A 20,912-nucleotide genomic window follows, 5' to 3' on the forward strand; every position below is an offset into this window, starting at 1 on the left:
TCTACACCCGAAAAACAGGTTGGCGGTTACACCAACGATCCTTGTATTCGACATCCGCTCTGCCAAAGGAATAGCGCAGCGGTTTTCCCCGCAGGCGCGCATCTTCCCATGCGGACTGGGTGTTGATAAAGCTGAGGACGCTGCCGGGGCTGAAATCACGAGAGGCTGGATCCACTCCACCGTTGATGTATTCGATGCTGATCCACTCTGGCGACTCGACCCTGTACAGAACCTGAACAGCTATGGGCTTGCCGTCCAGCTGCAGGTAATGCCCCCAGAGGAAATCCTTAAGGGCATCGAATACCTGTACGAGATGCTGCTTGCCGGGTACGTCGAAACCCCAGCGCTTTTCGAACAGTTCCGTGTAGATAGCGGCCAGTGCCTGGGGCGACAAATCGGCAACCGGGAGAATCTCACCGCCGGCATCTTCCAGCATGCGCAGTTCACGGCGCTGGTTGTAACGAAATTTCTTGCCGTATTCCTCAGGCTGCCGGGCCAACGCCAACTCATCGGCCTGCTTGTGAAGGGTCGAAATCGCCCCTTCATTCAAGGCAGACACGTAGCGCATACGCTGACGCACCGGCGCCATGGCAGCCGACGCGGCCGGCAGGATCACTTCGGCATTACCCAGATCGAACAGGTCACGTTGCCGCATGCGCTTGAGCACATCCCGGGAAAGCGCCAACGAACCCCCCCAGACCGCAACAGCGGCCTGCAATTCGCCCTGTAACGGCCAGCCGAGATAGCGCACCGAAATACCCGCCAGTTTCGACAGACGCGAAACCACGTCGGGATGCGTGATGACACTGCCACCAAAACGCGCCCAGGTCTGTGCATAAAGATCAGCGCTAATCGGTTGCCAGCCTCGCTCGCGCCAGCGTTGTAACAGGTTGAACATCAGGCATCCGGCTCGGGCAAAAAGGTCGCCAAGCTTATCATGCGGCCGCTGCCTACTAAGGGACTGATGCTTTAAGATACGCGCCTTTACCGATGCTTTTAGGAACTCCGGTGCAGCTAACCTCTTCACAGCCCAACGACATCCGCACACGCCTGTACAGTTTCGTTACCACACGCTGGCTGATTGGCGGTTATCTAGTCCTGCTGACAGGCATGTTCTGGATTCCCGATGGAAGTCTGTACACGAAATTCTATTACGCGCTGATCGCGGCGCCGGCTTTACTGGGCATGCTGCTCGTACCTCAGCAGATTAAACCGATACTGCGCGACCCCGTCATATTGTGCTTCCTGATCTTGAGTGCCTGGCTGCTCATCAGCTTAGGCTGGAGCCGCACGGACGATGGTTTTGGCAGCCTGGCCAAGCGACCGCTCTATGTATTCATGTTGTTCGCGAGTTGCGCGTTGATGACGCTCAGTAGCCAAGACCTGTTTATGAAGACCTTGCGCATCGGTGCAGGTATCGGCGCATTGGCTGCGCTGATCAATGTCGCCTGGTTCCTGCACACCGCCGCGCCGGGCGAGCGCCTGATCGGTAGCGGGGCATTGCGCAACCCTCTGCTCACTTCTCACGTTCTCGGCTTTCTATGCACCTACTGGGTCGCTGCCTGGCTGGCACGCAACGAACGCCATGACTGGCTACCGATCCTGATGACACTGCCCCTGCTGGCAGCACTGCTAGCTACGGGCTCGCGGACACCGCTGATGGGGCTGGCACTGACCAGCTTCTGGATGCTGCTGGTCAGCGGCAGGCGCGCCGTTTATCTCGCCGCGACCCTGTTGATCGGCGTCATTGCCACGTACCTGCTTTACCCGGACATCCTGCTGCAACGCGGTACTTCATTCCGACCTGAACTCTGGAACGATGCCTGGCGCCAGGCAGGTCAGCACCTCTGGCTCGGTGCAGGTTATAACAGCAAGTTCGAATACGACATTCCTGGCGTTGGCTACCTGCTGCACGACCCGCACAACGTCGAGCTGGCCGTGCTCCTCGAGCTGGGGATGATCGGGCTGGGTGTGTGGGCCGTTATGTATGGCGTCGCACTGGGGCGCTGCCTGCAACTACGCGCCTTACCGCAATTCCAGATCGCCTCGGCCCTGCTGGTCTACGGGATATGCGCGGGGCTGACAGAAGGCGGTAACTTCCTTTCGCGCCCCAATGAAAGCTGGTTCCTGATCTGGATTCCACTTGCACTGCTGGCCGCCCTTTCCATCCGGCACCGACAGGCAAGCGCATGAAACGTATCGATGCAAAACAGCTTGACGCCCTCCTACTGGGTGCCAAAACCATCGAAGAAGATGGCCTGGGCATCAAGGTGGCGCGGCTGGACAATGGCGACTTTCTCAAGCTGTATCGCCGCAAGCGATTACTGTCCTCCGACCTCTGGGATCTACCGGCCCAACGCTTCGCCGACAATGCACGAGACCTACTGAATCTGGGCATCACCGCACCAACCGTGCTCGACGTACTGATGATCAGCGAACGTCGCCTGAGCGCCGTCCGCTATCAACCCCTGCCAGGCGATACGCTGCGTAACCAGCTGCGCCAGCTCGATGCAGGTGCACGCGCAGCGCTGGTGAAACAGTTTGGAGCCTTCCTAGGCGAGCTGCACCAGCACGGGGTTTACTTTCGATCCCTGCACTTGGGCAATGTGCTGTTATTACCGGATGGTGGCTTCGGCCTGATCGACCTTTCCGACATGAAGCTCGAGAACCGCCCGCTCGCGCCCTGGAAAAGGCGCCGCAACCTGCAGCATATCCTGCGCTACGCCGAGGACATCGATTGGTTGACGCAGCAGCATCTAGACAACTGGCTGGCTGGCTATGCGGTCAGTGCCAACCAGCGGAACACCGAACGCTTCAGCCGCGACCTGAAAAAATGGCTGGCGGCCCGCTAACTGCCTGGCCAAGCAGCCTGGTGCTCAGCGTTTGAACCAGTAGCGCCAGAGGCCCTTGAGGGTCTTCAGATTGCGCGAGCGCCAAGGAATTTGCGCCAACAATTCCCCAGCCAGCGCCCGATCCTCGTTGGCCACCTTGGTGAACATGGCATTCAGGTAACGCAGACGCGTCGCCTCATAGCCTGGGTGGTCACTGAAACGCTGGTAGATCGCCAACTCGGTCTCGATCATCAGACGCCGATTCTTGTAGGTGTTGCTGCCGTGGACGCGATAAAGGGCCAGCGGCTCCTCGAGTATGTCGACGAAATAGCCAGCCCGTGCGATGCGCAGTTCGACAAAGTAATCCTCGATGCGAATGGTCGGATCGAAGCCGCCGACCTCTTCGAGCGCCTCCCTGCGAAACAGCAGGGTCGGGGCCGGCGGCCCCGGCTTGCGGTCCATGAACAGGTCATCGAAATCGAGCCGCCGAGCCGGGCGATGGCGCTGCTTCTTGTCGGGCAACGGTTTGCCTTCGCCGTCGATCAGAACGATTCCACCAGCGCAGATGCCCGTTTCCGGGTGCTGTTCCATAAACGGAATCTGCAACGATAGGCGCTCGGGCAACATGACGTCATCCGAGCCCAGCGGTGCGATGTAATGGCCCTTGCTGCGGGCGATCATCTCGTTGAGCGTGGTGCACAGCCCCTTGTTGGCCTGCGCCACGAAATCGAATCCCAGCTCCGCCTGCAGCCGCTGAATCAGCTCAACGCTGCCATCGCGCGAGCCGTCATCGACCACCAGCAATTCAATATTGGGGTAGCTCTGCGCGTACACGCTGCGAATGCTGGCCTCGATGAAATCGACGTGATTGTAGGAAGAGATAAGTACCGATACCAATGGCAGCGGATTGTGGCTATCGGTCATGACGACGATCCTGTCAGCAGCTGGTCGCCTTCGAGCAGCTCACGGTATTTACAGCGGAAATCCTTGATGTCGTGCTCGCGCCTAAGGTATCGGTAGGCCAGTTCACCCCGCTTAGTACGCTCAGCGTCGCCATCGGCCAGGCTGGCGCGCAACTGCTCGGTCAGCGATGCCACGTCACCCGGCTTAAACAGCCGCCCGCCAGCGCCCTGCAGTAAAGGACGCATGGCAGGAATATCCGAGCCCAGCACCGGCAAGCGGCCGCACATGCCCTCAAGCAACGCCAGACCAAGGCCTTCCTGCAGGGAAGGCATGGCGAAGAGATCGAAGGCCCTTATATAACGCATGGCATCGGGCTGGGTACCGCACAGGTGCACGCGCCCCTGCAAACCCAACTCGGCGATCAGTCCGGCAAGATTATCCTGCTCACGCCCGCCTCCGATGATGGCCAGGTTCGCATCGACAAATTCCTCACTGATCGCGGCGAATGCACGAATCAGATAGGTATGGCCCTTGATGGGAACCAGGCGTCCAATCGCGCCGATAATCAACGACTGTATCGGCAGGCCCAACGCCTGACGCGCTTCATCTCGGGAAAGCTGCAGGGACTCGGCCAGGTCGATGTCCAGTGCATTGGTAATCGCCACCGTGTTCTCGGCCGTGAAGCCACAGCGCAGCGACACCAGGTAGTCGACGACTGCCGGAGACACACCAACGAAACGCCAGCGCTCATCAATCAGGCGCCTGGCCTGCCAGCGTCGATAAAACCGGTCGTACTCGCCGAAACCATGAGATACACCGATACAACGGGCGATACGCAGCTTCTTGTTGAGGTGCATGAACAGGTTGACGGCCTTGAAGCGGTGCAGCAGCACCACGTCGAACTTCTCCTCGCGGCAGAACTCCAGCAGGCGCGCCCGCACCTTGCGGCGCAAACCGCTCATGTCCTTGTCGCTGAATTCGAAGAACACCTGGCGACGACCCGATGGACTGGGCAGAGCCTCGGCGGGCCGGCCCTCGAGGTAGGCATTGACCACCTCGAAGCGCTCCGCTGGTAGCCCTTGCAGGATCTGCTCACCGAGGTCGGAGTTGGTATCAGCTGCGTTGTAGCGAGTCTGCAATTGCAGAACTTTGAGTTTGCTAGCCATTCAGACGGCCCATCCAAAGGCGGATCGCCTTGCGCAGATAGGAAAGTTTGAGCAGTACGCGCCAATCACTGACTACCGCCTGGCGATAGAACTGCTTGGCAGCGACCGGATCACCGGCCAGACAAGCACTGCGAAACAGAGACAGGCAGCGCTGCTGGTAGAAAGCAGCACGCAACGTTTGCAGCGCTGGCGGCAGACGCCCGAACACCTCATCGACCAGCTCGACACCGCCTGCCAGGCTGGAGCTGAAGTCATGGCGTAGACTGTCGCTGTGCTTGTGAATCATGGCCAGGGGCTCTGGCAGCAGGGTAACCGGATAGGCGGCGAGGGTTTGCGCGAACACCGGGATATCCTCGGCATTGCGAAAGCGCTCGGGATAATTGCCTGCCTGAAAGATGGAGCGGTGCATGACACAGGCGCCATTGGAAATGCTCAGCTTCTTGTCCAGCAGATAAGCCCGCACACGCTGAACAGGGGTTTGCGGCAGATGGTCAGGCGAATGCTGGCGACGCCGGCCGTTCTCATCGACCGACCAATGCCCGCCGATGACCATCCGGGTCTGGCTATTGGCAACCAGGTGCGCACGAATCAGAGCCAGGCTGTCTGGCGCCATTTCGTCATCGGCATCGAGAAAGATCAGCCAGTCATGACGGGCCTTCTCGATACCCAAATTGCGTACCGAGGCCAACCCTCCGTTTTCCTTGCGAATCGCGGTGAAGCGCCCAGGAAAATCGATCTGCAATGCCTCGATGACTTGCGGCGTTTGATCCTTGGAGCCGTCGTCGATGATCAGCAATTCGTCATCATCGCTCAGCTGCGGTACGACTGAACGTACGGTACGCCCCAAGGTGTTGGCGTAGTTGTACGCGGGAATGACGATGGTTATCGAAGTGGACCCACTCATTATTGGCCTCCTCCGACCTTTCGACTCAACAGGTAAAAACCCCTGGCCACCCGATTGACGCTCATGAACATCGCCCAGCGATCACGCATGAAACTCAGCGAGAAGGCCGGGCGCACGACATGCCCAGCGCCCCAGCCCGGGCGCCAGCAAAAACCATCTCGGCGCTTACGGTACAGAGTCAGAACCGGCACGCCCAACGCCGAGGCAAGATGGCCCACGCCAGAGTCGTTACCAATCACATAACCGGACTCATACAGATAGGCGGCCAACGCTTTGGAATCAGGAAACTCGGGAACAGCGAATTCCGGCGCGAACACCTCAAGATGATCACAGCGCTCCTTGGGCGATAGCACGAACTGCGGCTGATAGCCCGCGGCATGCAGGCGCCTGGCCAGGGCCAGATATTTACGCGCGGGCCAGTTCTTCTTCTCGTTGTAGGACAGCGGGTGCAACATCACCCGTTTTGCATGACCGCGGTGCTGGAGCGTAGAAGGCATCTGCAGCGCGATATCGCTGCTGGCATCCTTCAAGCCCAAGCGTGTACGGCAGAAAGCTACGGCCTGCTCGACCATGCTGACGCTATCGTCCGGCAGACAACGCAGCGGCCCGGCAGCGGCAGCTAGCGGCGCCAGGAGGCGAGCCTTGTCAGCAGGCAGTCGCGCGAGCGTATCGGCCGCCGGCTCCCGCACGAATCGTGAGTCGACTTTCAGCGTACCGACGAAGACGTAACGCCGGGCCAGCGCCTCGGCCGCCTCGGCATGGCGGGTCAGCATGCTGCCCATATCGGAGATGACCAGATCGAACTCGTCGAGCACCGCGAAGGTTTCGTCAGGCGCAGGCAGCGTCCGGGTCTCGAACAGCGGCAACCAATCATTGAGCGCTCCTAGATGATTGCTCAACACCGTGACCTGGTAACCCGCTCGCGCCAGATTGGCGGCCAGCACTAGATAGATGCAGCCGTCACCCAGCCCCATGGAGGGCACCAATGCGATCCGACAATCAGCCGGCACCGCCGATAGACGAGCATCAGCGTGCGTTAAAACTTCGGCCATCAGAACTCCCGCATAATCCAAATATCGTCCCTGATCACGTACGGCAAATCTTCACTGGCGCACTCTGTTCACCGCCAATGCCATGCCTTTATCGCCTCAGCCACTCAGGACTCAGGCTGTTCCTGCACGTGTGACTCGTCCTTATCCTCCAGTCCCATGGCGTGCAGGCGGGCGTAATAACCGTTCTGCGCCAGCAGCGACTCATGGGTGCCGCGCTCGACGATCCGCCCTTGATCCATCACCAGAATCAGATCGGCTTTCTCGATGGTCGACAGTCGATGCGCGATGACCAGCGTGGTGCGACCCTCCATGACTTTATCCAGAGCGGCCTGGATATAACGCTCGGACTCGGTGTCCAGCGCCGAGGTCGCCTCATCGAGAATCAGCACGGGCGCACTCTTGAGTAACGCGCGGGCTATGGCCAGGCGTTGTCGCTGACCGCCGGAAAGCACGACGCCGTCCTCGCCTACCTTGGTGTCGAAACCCTGCGGCAGCAAATCGATGAATTCGCGAGCATAAGCAGCCTCGGCGGCACGCTCGACAGCCTCGCGCGGCAAGCCTCGCAGGTCGCCATAGGCGATGTTGTTCGACACGGAGTCGTTGAACAGGGAAACCTGTTGGGTAACGAGGGCGATATGCTTTCTCAGGTTCTCAACGCGATAGTCTTCGATCGGCGTGCCATCGAGCAGAATCCGCCCCTGATCATGTTGATAGAAACGCGGGATCAGATTGGCCAGTGTCGACTTGCCGCTACCCGAGCGCCCCACCAGCGCCACCATCTGACCGGGCTCGACGGTAAAGCTGATGTCCTGCAGCACGTTTTTTTCGGTGCCGGGATAAACGAAACTCAGGTTCTTGATCTCGAGGGCGCCACTGACACGCTCTTTCTCGACATTGCCCTGGTCTGGCTCAGCCTCTTCGTCCAGCTGTTCGAAAATGCTCTCGGCACCGGCAAGCCCCTTCTGAACAGTCGAGCTGACCTCCGAGAGCTGGCGAATCGGCTTGGGCAGAAGCCCTGCGGCGGTGATATAAGCCACCAGATCGCCTACGCTGGCATCCCCGCGCAGGAACAGGACCAGAAACATGAGAAACGCCATTGCCGCGTAGTTCACCAATTGTAAGCTGGGCGTGTAGATAGCACTGGTGCGGGTCATGCGCAGCTGCTTGCGGGTGCTGTCTTCGCTCGCCTCATAGAAACGTTCACGCTCGTAGCGCTCGCCACCGAAGCTGCGGACCACACGGTAATTCTGGATGGTTTCAGACGACACATGGGTCAGTTCGCCCATGGCACTCTGGATCTTGCGGCTCTGGTTACGGAACTTCTTGCTCGCGCTCTTAACCATAAGGGCGATCAGCGGCAGAATCGCCACCATCACCATGGTCAGCTTCCAATTCATCCACAGCAGATAGCCGAACAGGAACACCACCGTCAGTCCTTCACGCACCATGACCTTCAGGGCGTCGGTCGCCGCACCGGTGACCGAGCCCACGTTGTAGGTGATGCGCGATATCAGGTAGCCGCTGGAGTGGTTGTCGAAATAGCGGTTGGGTAGCGTCAGCAGGTTGTTGAAGAGCGCGATGCGCAGATCCTGAACCAACCCCAGCGAAACCCGAGCGAGGTAATAACCACCGAGAAATGAGCCGATCCCCTGCCAGAAGGTGATCAGCAGCAACGCGAGCGGTACTCCGTATAGCAGTTGCATGCTGCCAAGCAGTGGCAGCTCGACCATACCGGCTTCGGGAGAAGCGAGCCCGTCGACGAAATACTTGAGCAGACCGGCAAGCATAGGCTGGGTCGAAGCGAAGATGATGTAACCGATCATGCTGATGCCAAACATGAACCAGTAACGCCTCATGTAGCTCAACAGCCGCATGTACAGCTTGAAGCTGGAGATCGAAGGCGATTTGGCGCTTGAATCAGGCATAAGATGCGGGCTCTGAGGTGAAGCAGGCGATTGTACCATCAGGGAACCCGCAACCAAATGCAGCGACCCGCCCAGCGGAGCCAGCCCAGGCAATGGCTGCGCTGGAGCGCCGTGCAAACACGGCGCCATGCTGCAGCCATTGGCAGATATTCTATCCGCCGGGCTTAAGGTGCCATGCTGCTGGACAGCTCGTCGGTCGGTGCCGCGACCCCGTCCTTCACCACCAGAATATCTTCCATGATCAGGTACTGCAGGTCCGAGCCGAAGAACATGTTCAGCGCATCTGTCGGCGAGCAGATCATCGGCTCGCCACGGCGGTTGAGCGAGGTGTTCAGGGATACACCGTTGCCGGTAAGTTTCTCCAGCTCCTGCATCAGATCGTACCAGCGCGGATTGTATTCGCGCTTGAGCACCTGGGCGCGCGAGGTACCGTCTTCGTGGACGACTTCGCTGACGCGTTCTTTCCACTCGTCGTTGACTTCGAAGGTGAAGGTCATGAACGGGCTCGGATGGTCGACCTTGAGCATCTGCTCGGCTACGGTGTCGAGCATTGATGGGCAGAAGGGTCTCCAGCGCTCGCGGAACTTGATCTGTTCGTTGATGCGATCGGCCACGCCGGGAATGCTCGGGCAACCGATGATCGAACGACCGCCCAGGGCGCGCGGACCGAATTCCATGCGGCCCTGGAACCAGGCTACCGGGTTGCCGTCGACCATGATCTGTGCAATGCGCTGCGGCATGTCGTCGATCTTCTGCCATTTCGGCGCATTCGGGTGGCGGGCGCAGGCGGCAATGACGTCTTCGTTGGAATAGGCCGGACCGAGGTAGACGTGCTCCATCTTCTCCACGGGCACGCCACGCTTGTGGGAAACGTAGGCAGCGGCACCAACCGAAGTACCGGCATCACCCGAGGCAGGCTGAACGAACAGCTCCTTGACCTCGGGACGGGCGATGATCTTCTGGTTGAGCTTGACGTTCAGCGCGCAGCCGCCGGCGAAGGCGATCTTGCCGGTTTCGCGGAGGATGTCGCCCAGGTAGTAATCCATCATCTCCAGCGCCAGCTTCTCGAACAGCGCCTGCATGCTGGCGGCGTAGTGGATGTAAGGGTCGTCGGCAATGTCGCCTTCGCGCTTTGGCCCCAGCCACTCGATCAGCTTGGGCGAGAAGTAGAAGCCCTTACCCTTTTCCTTGTGGCGGCGCAGGCCGATGACGTTGGCGTAGTCGGTATTGATCACCAACTCGCCGTTCTCGAACTTGGCCAGGCGGGAAAAATCGTATTTGCTGGCATCGCCATAAGGCGCCATGCCCATGACCTTGAACTCGCCGTCGAGCATTTCGAAACCGAGGAACTCGGTCACCGCGCCGTACAGGCCGCCCAGGGAGTCAGGGTCAAAGAATTCCTTGATCTTGTGGATACGGCCGTTCTCGCCATAGCCGAAGAAGGTAGTGGCGTACTCGCCCTTGCCGTCGATACCGAGGATCGCGGTCTTCTCGGTGAAACCCGAGCAGTGATAAGCGCTGGCAGCGTGAGCAAGATGATGCTCGACCGGTTCGATCTTGACCTTCTTGGGGTCGAAACCCAGCTGCTCCAGGCACCAGACGATCTTCTTGCGGTAGCGCTTGTAGCGGCGATTGCCCATCAAGATCGCGTCGAGGGCACGGTCCGGCGCGTACCAGTAGCGTTTGGCATAGTGCAAGCGGGCCTTGCCGAACAGGCTGATGGGCGCAAAGGGAATCGCCACCACATCCACATCCGAAGGCTTGATGCCGGCCTGTTCCAGGCAGAACTTGGCCGACTCGTAGGGCATGCGGTTCTTCGCGTGCTTGTCACGCACGAAGCGCTCTTCTTCGGCCGCTGCAATCAACTTGCCGTCGATGTACAACGCGGCGGAGGGGTCATGACTGAGGGCGCCGGACAGGCCAAGAATCGTCAATGCCACGGATAAAGCCTCTTAACGCGGCTGCCTGACTCGGCAACCGATACTGTTTGATTTCGCTAAGCCCTCCTCGGAAGGCTCAGATAAGTGTTGGCAAGCGTCGATCAAGCTCACGGTACAGGGCGCTGTCGGCGGCCCAGTTACGCAATAAGCGTGCGCGATCACGCGCATAGGCTGCCTTGAAGCTGCTGGCCTGGCCATGGTACTGCATGGCATCCAAGTCAATCAGCGCCCAGCGGCCGTCTTGAAAAAGGATATTGTGGCCCTTGCAATCGCCATGGCTGATGCGCTCACGCAACAGGGCTGCGAACAACGCCTCCAGCGCTTGCAAATCCGCCTCGGCGGGCAGTCCGTCGGCCCCACAGGGCGCGAAACGGGCGATTATATCCACACCTGGCGCGTGTTCGGTAATCAGATAGGCCTGACGGCGCAGCCACAGCGTGCGCCGCTCCAGCACCGCAAGCGGCCTGGGCGTGGCAATACCGAGAAAATCCAGACGATTACCCTCGCACCAGCTGTGCCAGGCGCGGCTCGGCCGCCAAAAGCGCCGCAGCCAATGACCAACGCTCTTGATGTTGTAACGCTTGATGACCAATTGCCGGTCACCCTGCCGAATACGTACCACGGTGGAAGATCCGCCCAGCTTGAGCGGCTCGCCGACTGCCATCGCCGCGTCGGGATCGGCCAGGACGGGTGCCAACGCCGCTTCCTCTTCTCGCCTTACCACCTGCAGACGCCAGGGCCCGCGCCAAACGCGAAATGCCGTGCACTCGCGGCGGATCTTGGCCATGAACGAATGCAGACGCAATCCGCGCGCTCTGGCTACTGCCTTGAGCAACGCCTCGAGCGGCAACGCATGCTCGCCATTGGCCAGCAGGTAGTGCAACAGCAACTCTTCAATGAAGTCATCAATGGCTCGGGGAAACAATGCGAAGAACAGCCCAAGGTTTTCCAACACCCGATCTCGGGAGAGGGGCTGCCCAGGCGTTTCGGCACGAATACCACCACCATCGATGAGGTACAGACGACCATCATGGCGCAGCAAATTGTCCAGATGCAGGTCTTCCTGCCACAACCCGCAACGATGTAGCTCGCCGATAACGCCAAGCGCCTCACCCAGCACCCGTTGCTGCGCCTCGCTCAGCCAGGCGTCGCCAGCGACGGTCTGCCAGTCGTCCGCCAGACTCCGTGCACCGCCCAGAAACTCGAATAGCAGCCAACCACCCTCACCCGCCGCGACACCCTGCTCAAGCAAAAGCGGCGTGCACAATCCCTGCTCAGCCAGCAATCGTGCACCCTGCAGCTCGCGGGCGAAATGCCGCTCGGCCTTGCTGCCGACCAGTATCTTGGCGAGCACGCTGCGCCCCTGCCACAGCGCAAGGCCGACATAACGCTGCCCTGGCAATACACGCAACAAGCTCTCCAGCTCAAGCGACGTCGCCTCTGGCAGGTCGATCTCGAGGGGCAGAACCGGGTCGCGACCTGCGTCGTTCAGCTGAGCCAGCTTCATGTGCGCTGGGCCTTGTCTTTCAAGCGCGCACCAAGACGCAGCAACCAGTGATCCAGTTTTTGCGTACCGCCCAGATAAGCACTCAGGAAACCCACACGATCAACCTCATTCCAGGCGTTGGTACGACGCAGCAGCGGCTCGATATCCTTGACCCGATCGCGCTCGCCAAGAACCAGCGGTCGAGTTTTCTCCAAGTCGATCAGCTGGGCCGCAAAGCTTGCGCCCCGAGGCTGAAGAAAGATGTGCTTGGGGTAGAAGCAACCATGCACCTGACCACGCTCATGAACCCGTCGGGCCAGGGCGCCGCAGGCACTGACGATTGCCTGTCGCTGTTCGACGGCAAGCTGCTCCCATTCCGGCAGCCAGCTATAAAGGTCCTGCCAGCCATCCAGCGCGTGGGTCAGCAGCACGGCGCGCCGTTCGCCAACGACCCGCCGCTGCGCATAGAAAGCCGCACTCATGGCCGGGATCCCCAAGCGCTGGTAGCGGCGGATATTACGGAATTCCCGCGCTAGCGTCGGCTCACCCCAGGGGCGCTCCAGGCTGTGCGTCAGGTAATTACTCTGACGCTTGAGGTAGTAACCGCGCCCCTCCAGATCGAGACGATAGACCGTGCTCCAACCGCCTCGCGGCGCCTCGTTGGGCTCGTCGACGGCATGTAGTTCGAGCGACCAGAGCGCCTCGAAGCTGGCCAGACCATGACGATCGAGCAGCGCTTGGTCGTCGCTGGCGATGAAGTCCTTCATTCTCTGCCCTCGAAGTAGCGAACGATCTGCCCGATACGTTGCTTGTCGCTATCGTTGAGCCGATCGCGACGGCGATACTGCAGATAAAAGCGCAGGCGCTGGGTGCGCGAAAGATGATACTTGGCCACCTTGTCGAGGCAGGCCAGATCCTTGACGATGCGCCGGCGCAGAAACGGCCCCCACCAGAATGCCCCGGTCGGGCAATCGATGAAATACAGGCGACGGTGTTCGTCGATCAGCAGGTTGCGCCATTTCAGGTCGTTATGGGCAAAGTGGTGATCATGCAGGATGCGCGTGGCGCGGGCGAGCTGGCAGCTCACATCCTCCACCCAGGCACGGTCACGCAGCCGCGCGTCATCTGTGGAGGCGAGACGCCACATATCAGTGGTATCGACCAGCTCCTGGGTGATCAGCGCACCACGATGAAAGGCGGAACCCTTACGTTCTAGCCCATAGGCGGCGATAGGTGCAGTCGGAATACCCCAGGCAGCAAAATGCTTGAGGTTCTGCCACTCGGCCTTGACCCGCGGCCGACCGACGAAACGCCGGGCGCCCTTGCCCGCACCGTGGTAACGCTTGACGTAGTAGCGCAGCCCGCCGTACTCGACGCGAATCACATCCGACAGCGGGTCATGGGTAATGGCCTCGCCTTGCAGAGCGAAGACAGCATCCAGGGAGACGAAAGCCTTGGCCGCCTCGGGCGTGGCCAAGGCGGTAACACGCCACTGACTCATACGCCGTCCTCCACTTCATATTTACGCACGTAGCGCGAACGCAGCCTATCCGCCTTGCGCTGCAACCAGCTCAGCAGGGAGGCTTCCTCACGCAGAATCTGACGCAGCGGACGACTGTCAGCCGCGAGAAAATAGACCTTCAGAAACCGAAGCAGATCACGCTGGGTCAGGCCAATATTCAGCGCGGAGAAGTACAGCCCGGCCAGGTCCTTGTTGCGCCAGCGGCGTGGCACCCGGTAGCGCACCTGAGCCCGGTGCAGATCGATCACTGACAGCCGAAAATCATCGGGATCGAAAGGCTTGTCCGTATGCAGCAGAAAGTGACAGATGTAGCAATCTCGATGGTTCACGCCAGCCGCATGCATGAGCCCGGTCATCTGCGCGACACGGCAGATGAGCGCCCGCTTCAACGCTGGTGTCGGGGGCTTATCAATCCAGCTCAGCGTCAGTTGCTCAAGATCGATGGTCGGCGCCAGCTCTTCGGTGATGATGAACGAATGCTGCTGTGCCGGATTGCTACCCCGCTCGCCATAGGCCACTGCGTTCATGGTCGACACTCTGGTTTCGTTCAGGCGCTGGATAGCCTTCCACTCCTGCCCAGCCCCAAGGACCGGCAAGCGAGCCGTGACGAGGTTCTTGGCTATTTCTCCCCAGCCGATCCCACGGTGAATCTTCACGAAATAGCCCTGGCCGTCCACCTCGGTGCGTAACGTTCGGCGCGCCTCGAGTTCGCGGTAAACCTGCCCTTGCAAGCCCTCGACCTCTTCGAAGGCATCCTTGCCGGCCCATAGGGACTTGAATGGTTCAGCAAGAATCAGCGGCATAGGGCCTCTCGCAGAAGCCGGCGCGCCGGCAGATCGTTGTGATGCACAGCATTACCCGCCATGACGCAAAACGCAGCCATCATTCGGCATACGCACTGCCTCTGACAATCGGAGCTAGCGGGTACCCGCAGGTCGAGCATCAAACCAGATCCGCCAGAATCACATCCGCAGCCCGCTGCGGCATGCTGTAAAGGTCAGCTGTATCGGCATAGGCCAGGCCATTTTGTTTCCACTGCGCACGCGCCGCGTCGTCGGCCAGCATTTCGGCCAGCAGGCGGTTCAGCGTGGACTGTTCGAACGGACTAGGCACTACGCGGCCGGCGTCGGCATCCTCGATGTAATGGGCATAGCCACAGACATCGGTGACCAGCACCGGCAGCCCGGCGACCAGCGCCTCGAGCAGCACGGTGCCGGTGTTTTCGTTGTAGGCCGGGTGGATCAATAGGTCGGCGCCGAGCAGGAAGCGCGGAATATCGCTGCGCCCTTTGAGAATCTGCACCTGATCGCTCAGGCCGAGGGCTTTTACCTGCAGCAGGAACGGCTTGGGGTCGTCCTGGCCGATGACCATCAACCGGGTACGCTTCTTCAATGCTTCCGGCAAGGCGGCCAGGGCCTTGAGGCTGCGATCCAGCCCCTTGGTCTTGAACCCCGAGCCGATCTGCACCAGCAAGAGACCGTTATCGCCCAACGAGAATTCGCGGCGAAACTCGGCACGAATCTCGGCGGCATTGGCCGGCGCGCGGCGATCCAGGGCGATGCCCGGCGGCAGCAGGTGAAAGCGCTCGGCAGGCGTGCCGTAATGTTTGACGAACAGCGGCTGCTGCACCTCGGAGATCATCAGGATCTCGGTGTTCGACTCGGGCGCGAAAACCGCTCGCTCGTACTCGGCGAAATGCTTGTAGCGGCCCCAGCGGCGATACAGCGGGTTGCGCAGGGTCTGCGCCTTGTCCTCGAAGCAGCCGTCGGCAGCGTAGTAGACGTCCAGCCCCGGCATCTTGTTGAAGCCGACCACCCGGTCGACCGGGCGCTCGCGCAGATCGGCCTGCACCCAGGCGGTGAGCTTCTCGTTGCGGTGATGGTTGAACAGCGCCTTGACCGGCACCACCACAACCTCGAAACCCTCCGGTACCTCGCCTTCCCAGATCGGCGTGTAGACGCGGATGCTGTGGCCGCGCTGCTGGCACTCCAGGGCGATACGCATGAAGTCGCGCTGCAATCCGCCGTAGGGGAAGTACTTGTAGAGGATAAAAGCCAGGCGCATCGGCCCTCCGCTCGCTTGCATCAGTCCAGCCCCAGATCCAGCAGCAGGGCATGTAATTCGGTGAACACCCGCTGTGGTTTCAAATCATCGAAACAGGGCTTTTCGCGGTCACCCTTGCCGGCATCCGGGCCGCTGGCGCACAGGTGCACCTGGGAGCGCCCGTAGGCACCGACCCGGCCCGGCAGGGTCGGGCCGTACAGCGACACGGTGGGCACATCCAGCGCTGCCGCCAGGTGGCCCAGGCCGGTATCGACGGCCACACAGGCCTGAGCACCGGCGAGTACCTTGGCCACACCGGCCAGATTGAGCTTCGGCAGCACGGCGGCGTTTTCGATGCCCTCGGCGATTCGCTCCGCGCGCGCCTTCTCGGCTTCGTTGCCCCACGGCAGGCGGATCGCCCAGCCCTGCTCGGCGACCTGCTCGGCCAGCTCGCGCCAGTAGGCTTCGGGCCAGTGCTTGCTGGCCCAGGTGGTGCCATGCAGGAACACTAGATAAGGGCTTGCGGCCGGATCTGCAAGCTGGCCGCGGTTCAACCCGTAGTCGCCCAGACCAGCGGGCACGCTGTAGCCCAGTGCCAGACCGAACAACTGGCGGGTACGCTCCAGCGCATGCTGGGCCCGCGGCACGCTGTAGCGACGGTCATAAAAACGCGCAGCGACAGGCTCGCGCGCGGATTTGCCGTCGAGGCCAGCCACCGGCGCCTTGACGTAACGGGTCAGCCAGGCGCTCTTGAACAACCCCTGAGCATCGATCACCAGGTCGTAATGACTCTCGCGCAGGCGCTGCTTGAACCGCGCCCACTCGCCACTGCGCAGGGTTTTCAGCGGGTGCTTGCGCCAGCGGCGGATGGCCACCGGAATCACCTGGGAGACGGCCGGATGCCAGGCTGGAATCTCGGCGAAGCCTTCTTCCACCACCCAGTCGAACCGGATGCCAGGGATCGCCCGGGCCGCGTCGGTCAGGGCCGGCAGGGTATGAATCACGTCGCCCAGCGATGAGGTCTTGATCACCAGCACACGCATTCAGGGCATGACCTCGACGGGCTCGCCGGCCAGGCGCTGCAGCGCGTCGACCGCAACCCGTGGCTCGAGCTGCACCAGGCAGTTGTAATGACCGAAGCGGCAGGTGCGCTCGAAACAGGGGCTGCACTCGATGCCCAGACGGATGATTTCCACCTGTTCGGCCAGCGGCGGCGTGAATTGCGGCGAAGTCGAGCCGTACACCGCCACCAGCGGACGATTGAGCGCCGCGGCCACGTGCATCAGCCCGGAGTCGTTGGACACCACCGAAGCGGCACAGGACAACAGGTCGATGGCCTGGGCCAGGCTGGTCTCGCCGGACAGGTTGACGGCCTCCTCACGTAGACCGGGAATCAACCGTGAACGGATGTCCTCGCCCACCGGGTGATCCTTTTTCGAGCCGAATAGCCAGACCTGCCAGCCCTCACGGATCTTCGCCTCGGCGACCTTGGCGTAATGCTCGCTGGGCCAGCGCTTGGCCTCGCCGAACTCGGCGCCGGGGCACAGGGCCAGTACCGGGCGGTCCAGGGAAAGGCCGAAATGCGCCAGGGCCGCGTCGCGGGTAGCCGGATCGATCTGTAACGAGGGGCGCGGATAAGGCTGCGGCAGTTCGGCGCCAGCCGGATAGGCCAGGGCCATGAAGCGCTCGATCATCAGCGGGTAGCGCTCCTTGTCCAGCTTGCGCACGTCATTGAGCAGGCCGTAACGCATCTCGCCTTTCCAGCCGGTACGCAGCGGGATGCCGGCGAAGAATGGCACCAGCGCCGATTTCATGGAATTGGGCAGCAAGATCGCCTGATCGTAACGGCCGGCCAGGGACTTGCCGATGCGCCGCCGCGTGGCCAACTCCAGCACGCCATGGCCCAGGGGAAAGCTCAAGGCCTGGCGAACCTCGGGCATGCGCTCGAGGATCGGCCGGCTCCAGTCCGGGGCCAGCACGTCGATGGCGCAATCAGGGTGACGCTGCCTCAGACACTGGAACAATGTCTGCGCCATCACCATGTCGCCTACCCACGAGGGGCCGATGATCAGAATATTCATACACTCAGTTCGCTAGAGAAGCCCGATGGCGGCGGCGGCCATCAACTCAGGCCCAGTTCACGCCAGATGCGCATCACGTTGCGCCGGTGCTCGTGAAACTGGTCGCCACCCACTACCCCGGGCTGCTTCTGCAGGGCCTGCCGATGGGCTGCCGAACGGTAGGCCTTGTAGGCGTCCTGTAGCAGGGTCGCCTCGCCATCGCGGAGCAGACCGAGCCGGTCCAGGCCTTCCAGAATGCGGATGTTATCGGTGAATTCGAGCAGCGCCGGATGCTGCTTCGACCACGCCAGGGCCGCGTATTGCACCATAAATTCGATATCGACGATACCTCCGGCGTCCTGCTTGAGATCGAAGGGCGAGGCCGCGTCGAAGGCATTCTCCGCCGTGCCGGCGGCGGTGGAACGGCTGCCCAGGTTGTCGCGCATCTTGGCGCGCATCTCGCTGACCTCGGCCTGCAACTTGGCCTGATCGCGCTCGCGGCCAAGCACGGCGCTACGTACTTCATCGAAGGCGGCGCCCACGCGCTCGCAACCAACCAGCACCCGGGCGCGGACCAGCGCCTGATGCTCCCAGGTCCAGGCCTCGCCCTCCTGGTAGCGGCGGAAGGCGCCCAAGGAGCTGACCAGCAACCCCGCCGCGCCGGAGGGGCGCAGGCGCATGTCGACGTCATAGAGCTGGCCGGAGTTAGTCTGTGCGGTCAGCAGGTGAATGATGCGCTGGCCCAGACGAGTGAAGAACTGGGCGCCGTCGATGGGCTTGGCGCCATCGGTCTCGGCCTGGGGGTCGCCGTCGTGGATGAACACCAAGTCCAGGTCCGAGCCGTGGCCCAGTTCGATGCCGCCGACCTTGCCGTAGCCGACGATGATGAAATCCGGCGAGCACGGACTGCCATCGGCGCGCAGCGGCGTGCCATGGCGGCTGACCATCTGCCGCCAGGCCAGGGCCAGCACCTGATCGAGAATGGCCTCGGCCAGCCAGGTCAGGTAATCGCTGACCTTCATCAGCGGCAGGCTGCCGGCGATTTCCGAAGCCGCCACGCGCAGGCCGTGGGCCAGCTTGAAGTGACGCAGCGCTTCCATCTGCTGCTCCAGATCGTCCTCGGGAATACGCGTCAGCCGCTCGCGCAGCTCGGCGGCCAGCTCCGGCGCATGGGGCGGACTAAATAGCCGGCCTTCGTTGAGCAGCTCGTCGAGCAGCAGCGGGAAGCGGCTGATCTGCTCGGCGATCCACGGGCTGGCGGCGCACAACGTGAGCAGGCGCTGCAAGGCGCCGGGGTTTTCCGTGAGCAGCACCAGATAGGCCGAACGACGCGCCACTGCCTCGATCAGCGGCAGCACTCGCTCCAGCACCAGATCCGGCTTGTCGTGCTCCACCGTGGCAGCCAGCAGACGCGGGATGAAGGCATCGAGGCGCTCGCGACCGATACGCTGCATGGCGCGCACCTGATTGCCGTTACGCAGCCCCACCAGCCGCTGCCAGGCGGCCTGAGCCTCGACGAAACCGGCCTCAATGAGTTGCCGGCAGGCCGCCTCTTCATCCTGATCATCGTTCCACAACGGCAGCCAGTCAGCGCCGACCATGAGTTCATCGCCACCCTCCTGATCCTCGTCGGGGTCGGCGATGACTTGGCGGAAATGCCAGTCGACCCGGCCACGCCAGTACATCAGCTGCCCATGGAAGGCCTCCCAGCTGTCGAAGCCAAGCATAAAGGCCACGCGCGCGCGGTCCTGAGCGTTGTCCGGGAGCATCTGCGTCTGCCGGTCGTCGATGGCCTGCAGGGCGTGCTCGGTGTAACGCAGGAAGGCGTAACCGGCGTGCAGTTCTTCGACCGCCTGGCCAGGCAGGTAGCCCTGGTCCTTGAGGGTTTGCAGCACCTTGAGCAAGGAACGCTGTTGCAGGCTGAGATCACGCCCGCCGTGGATCAGCTGAAACGCCTGGGCGATGAATTCCACCTCACGAATGCCGCCGGCGCCAAGCTTGATGTTCTCGGCCATGCCCTTGCGGCGCACTTCCTGCTGGATCAGTTGCTTCATGGTGCGCAGCGCGTCGATAGCGGAAAAGTCCAGGTAACGGCGGTAGACGAACGGGCGCAGCATCTCCAGCAGGTGCGCACCGGCCTGCTGATCACCGCCGACCACCCGCGCCTTGATCATCGCGTAGCGCTCCCAGTCGCGCCCCTGGTCCTGGTAGTACTGCTCCAGCGCATTGAAGCTGAACACCAGCGCGCCGCTCGACCCATAGGGGCGCAGGCGCATGTCGGTACGGAACACGAAACCGTCGACGGTGATGGCGTCCAGTGCCTTGATCAGCTTCTGGCCCAGGCGAATGAAGAACTCTTGGTTATCCAGCGGACGCTTCACGCCCTGAGTCTCGCCGCCTTCTGGATAACCAAAGATCAGGTCTATGTCCGACGACAGGTTCAGCTCGAAGGCGCCGAGCTTGCCCATGCCGAGGATGACCATATGCTGCGGCTCACCAGTGCGGCGCCCGACCGGCGTGCCGAATTGCTCGCAATGCCGCGGGTAGAGCCAGTGATAGGCCAGATCGATGCAGGCATCGGCCAGATCGGAGAGATCGCGGCAGGTTTCCACCAGATCCGCCTGACGGCTGATATCGCGCCAGATGATGCGCAGCTGCTGGCGGTTGCGAAATTTTCGCAGGCTGCGTGCCAAGGCATTTTCATCGACACATTCAGCCAGTTGCTCGGCCAACTGATTACGCAACTCACCGCCCGCCAGGCGCCGCTCCAGCTCGCCACTGACGGCCAGATCAAGCAGCATCTGCGGGTCACGCAGGCTCTGCTGGGTGACGAAGTCACTGGCGGCCGTGACGCACTGCAGCTGCTCCTTGCGCTGCGCCGGCCAGGCGGCGAAATCGGCGGCTGCTTGAGCAGACAAGGTAGCGAAGGCCTGGGTGAGCGACTGCTCGGCACGCTGGGCGATGGATTGCAGGGCAGCAGGCAAAGGGACGAGCGCGGGCAAGCTCATGGTCTATCCTTTTCGGCGGGCTGGGGGCCTGTTGGAAAACCGGCGCAGCCCCTGCGAAGGCTCGCCGTTTCT

At 61.6% G+C, this 20,912-nt stretch carries 17 protein-coding genes; 2 read left to right on the forward strand and 15 right to left on the reverse strand.

What is annotated here, in order from left to right:
- Position 1 precedes the first annotated feature (1 nt).
- Positions 2-898 (reverse strand): GNAT family N-acetyltransferase, encoded by an 897-nt coding sequence (locus tag FB481_RS18865; protein ID WP_147177348.1) that lies wholly within the window; start codon positions 896-898, stop codon positions 2-4.
- Between the two features lie 110 nt (positions 899-1,008).
- Here FB481_RS18865 and FB481_RS18870 point away from each other — a divergent pair, with 110 nt between their 5' ends.
- Positions 1,009-2,193 (forward strand): O-antigen ligase, encoded by a 1,185-nt coding sequence (locus FB481_RS18870; RefSeq protein ID WP_256662775.1) that lies wholly within the window; start codon positions 1,009-1,011, stop codon positions 2,191-2,193.
- Positions 2,190-2,852 carry a lipopolysaccharide kinase InaA family protein gene (locus tag FB481_RS18875; protein WP_147177350.1) on the forward strand — a complete coding sequence of 221 codons (663 nt, stop codon included), beginning with the start codon at positions 2,190-2,192 and terminating at the stop codon, positions 2,850-2,852. The genes FB481_RS18870 and FB481_RS18875 overlap by 4 nt, the downstream gene beginning before the upstream one ends.
- A 24-nt stretch (positions 2,853-2,876) precedes the next feature.
- Here the strand turns inward: FB481_RS18875 and FB481_RS18880 are convergent, their stop codons facing one another.
- The 14 genes from FB481_RS18880 to glnE form a co-directional block, all read right to left on the reverse strand.
- Entirely contained in the window at positions 2,877-3,755 is an 879-nt protein-coding gene (locus FB481_RS18880; protein WP_147177351.1) for a glycosyltransferase, read from the reverse strand.
- Positions 3,752-4,900, reverse strand: coding sequence for a glycosyltransferase (locus FB481_RS18885; protein ID WP_147177352.1), 1,149 nt, complete (start codon positions 4,898-4,900; stop codon positions 3,752-3,754). The genes FB481_RS18880 and FB481_RS18885 overlap by 4 nt, the downstream gene beginning before the upstream one ends.
- Complete coding sequence (locus FB481_RS18890) at positions 4,893-5,804, reverse strand: glycosyltransferase family 2 protein (protein WP_147177353.1); 912 nt, start codon at positions 5,802-5,804, stop codon at positions 4,893-4,895. The genes FB481_RS18885 and FB481_RS18890 overlap by 8 nt, the downstream gene beginning before the upstream one ends.
- On the reverse strand, positions 5,804-6,856 hold the full coding sequence (locus tag FB481_RS18895) for a glycosyltransferase family 9 protein (protein ID WP_147177354.1): 1,053 nt from the start codon (positions 6,854-6,856) through the stop codon (positions 5,804-5,806). Before FB481_RS18895 ends, FB481_RS18890 begins: the two co-directional genes overlap by 1 nt.
- 104 nt (positions 6,857-6,960) lie before the next feature.
- On the reverse strand, positions 6,961-8,781 hold the full coding sequence (gene msbA / locus FB481_RS18900; RefSeq protein WP_147177355.1) for a lipid A export permease/ATP-binding protein MsbA: 1,821 nt from the start codon (positions 8,779-8,781) through the stop codon (positions 6,961-6,963).
- Between the two features lie 164 nt (positions 8,782-8,945).
- A complete protein-coding gene (locus FB481_RS18905) occupies positions 8,946-10,721 on the reverse strand; it encodes a carbamoyltransferase (RefSeq protein ID WP_147177356.1) in 1,776 nt (591 codons plus the stop codon).
- 76 nt (positions 10,722-10,797) lie between these two features.
- Positions 10,798-12,228, reverse strand: a complete 1,431-nt coding sequence (locus FB481_RS18910; RefSeq protein ID WP_147177357.1) for a lipopolysaccharide kinase InaA family protein — start codon at positions 12,226-12,228, stop codon at positions 10,798-10,800.
- On the reverse strand, positions 12,225-12,974 hold the full coding sequence (locus tag FB481_RS18915; RefSeq protein WP_147177358.1) for a lipopolysaccharide kinase InaA family protein: 750 nt from the start codon (positions 12,972-12,974) through the stop codon (positions 12,225-12,227). Before FB481_RS18915 ends, FB481_RS18910 begins: the two co-directional genes overlap by 4 nt.
- Positions 12,971-13,708 (reverse strand): lipopolysaccharide kinase InaA family protein, encoded by a 738-nt coding sequence (locus FB481_RS18920; protein WP_147177359.1) that lies wholly within the window; start codon positions 13,706-13,708, stop codon positions 12,971-12,973. The genes FB481_RS18915 and FB481_RS18920 overlap by 4 nt, the downstream gene beginning before the upstream one ends.
- Positions 13,705-14,532, reverse strand: coding sequence for a lipopolysaccharide core heptose(I) kinase RfaP (rfaP, locus tag FB481_RS18925; protein ID WP_147177360.1), 828 nt, complete (start codon positions 14,530-14,532; stop codon positions 13,705-13,707). Before rfaP ends, FB481_RS18920 begins: the two co-directional genes overlap by 4 nt.
- Before the next feature lie 139 nt (positions 14,533-14,671).
- Positions 14,672-15,793: a glycosyltransferase family 4 protein gene (locus FB481_RS18930; RefSeq protein WP_147177361.1), complete on the reverse strand. Its 1,122-nt coding sequence runs from the start codon at positions 15,791-15,793 to the stop codon at positions 14,672-14,674.
- A 20-nt stretch (positions 15,794-15,813) separates the two neighbouring features.
- Complete coding sequence (gene waaC / locus FB481_RS18935; protein WP_147177362.1) at positions 15,814-16,815, reverse strand: lipopolysaccharide heptosyltransferase I; 1,002 nt, start codon at positions 16,813-16,815, stop codon at positions 15,814-15,816.
- Positions 16,816-17,853, reverse strand: coding sequence for a lipopolysaccharide heptosyltransferase II (gene waaF, locus FB481_RS18940; RefSeq protein ID WP_147177363.1), 1,038 nt, complete (start codon positions 17,851-17,853; stop codon positions 16,816-16,818).
- A 41-nt stretch (positions 17,854-17,894) separates the two neighbouring features.
- Positions 17,895-20,840 carry a bifunctional [glutamate--ammonia ligase]-adenylyl-L-tyrosine phosphorylase/[glutamate--ammonia-ligase] adenylyltransferase gene (gene glnE, locus FB481_RS18945; RefSeq protein ID WP_147177364.1) on the reverse strand — a complete coding sequence of 982 codons (2,946 nt, stop codon included), beginning with the start codon at positions 20,838-20,840 and terminating at the stop codon, positions 17,895-17,897.
- Positions 20,841-20,912 lie beyond the last annotated feature (72 nt).

Source organism: Pseudomonas sp. AG1028, assembly GCF_007993955.1.
GTDB lineage: Bacteria > Pseudomonadota > Gammaproteobacteria > Pseudomonadales > Pseudomonadaceae > Aquipseudomonas > Aquipseudomonas straminea.